This window comes from Escherichia sp. B1147, assembly GCF_001660175.1.
GTDB classification, from domain to species: domain Bacteria; phylum Pseudomonadota; class Gammaproteobacteria; order Enterobacterales; family Enterobacteriaceae; genus Escherichia; species Escherichia whittamii.
The window spans coordinates 1-395 of sequence record NZ_LFHY01000031.1; the positions used below are offsets into that span (position 1 = coordinate 1).

The following is a 395-nucleotide window of genomic DNA, read 5'->3' on the forward strand; positions in this document are numbered from 1 at the left end:
GGATCACCTCCTTACCTTAAAGAACTGTTCTTTGCAGTGCTCACACAGATTGTCTGATGAAAAGTAAAAAGCAAGGCGTCTTGCGAAGCAGACTGATACGTCCCCTTCGTCTAGAGGCCCAGGACACCGCCCTTTCACGGCGGTAACAGGGGTTCGAATCCCCTAGGGGACGCCACTTGCTGGTTTGTGAGTGAAAGTCGCCGACCTCTGTATCTCAAAACTCACTTCCGAGTGATGTTTGAGATATTTGCTCTTTAAAAATCTGGATCAAGCTGAAAATTGAAACACTGAACAACGCAAGTTGTTCGTGAGTCTCTCAAATTTTCGCAACACGATGATGAATCGAAAGAAACATCTTCGGGTTGTGAGGTTAAGCGACTAAGCGTACACGGTGG

1 tRNA gene is annotated in these 395 nt (G+C 46.8%); it reads left to right on the forward strand.

Features of this window, described 5'->3' with window-relative positions:
* The first annotated feature begins 99 nt into the window (after nucleotides 1-99).
* Nucleotides 100-175: transfer RNA gene (locus A9180_RS22120), tRNA-Glu, on the forward strand.
* Nucleotides 176-395: the final 220 nt, after the last annotated feature.